The sequence below is a fragment of the Thalassobacterium sedimentorum genome (assembly GCF_031127905.1).
GTDB lineage: Bacteria > Verrucomicrobiota > Verrucomicrobiia > Opitutales > Coraliomargaritaceae > Thalassobacterium > Thalassobacterium sedimentorum.
Genome location: NZ_JARXIC010000134.1, coordinates 1 through 409, shown reverse-complemented (window position 1 = coordinate 409; position 409 = coordinate 1). Strand labels below are relative to the sequence as shown.

General features: G+C 50.9%; 1 protein-coding gene. It reads left to right on the top strand.

The features are described from left to right. On the top strand, nt 1–409 hold a 409-nt coding region (locus tag QEH59_RS18735), incomplete at both ends, for a hypothetical protein (protein WP_308986914.1).

Here is a 409-nt window from a genome sequence, read left to right as displayed (position 1 = left end):
AAGCGACAGTTCCAGTCTATTTGAATGAAGCGACTGGCGATGTTGCAGTTGAATTATTGACCATCGGAGCGAGTGATGTTTCTGCCTTCGCCGGTGTGGGTGGCACGCTGGGGCTTGATTTAACAAATGTTAATTTGGCCCTAGTACTGGCACAGGAAAAAGTCGCAGATGCGCGTCAATGGACCGCGTTACAAGCGACTGCGGGCAGTGCTTCGTTTGTTGGGCTGGATGAATTGACTTTGAATGGAAGCCTTCTTGCGGTGACAATTAATCAAGCGGCGAGCGATGGTAGCTTACTTGATTTCTCAGATGCAGCCTTGGAAGTGGTGAATGGTCCGAACAGCACCTATGAGGTGACCGTAGACGGCAGCATTGGACCGAGCTTGGAAGTGAGCGGGGATTTGGAAGT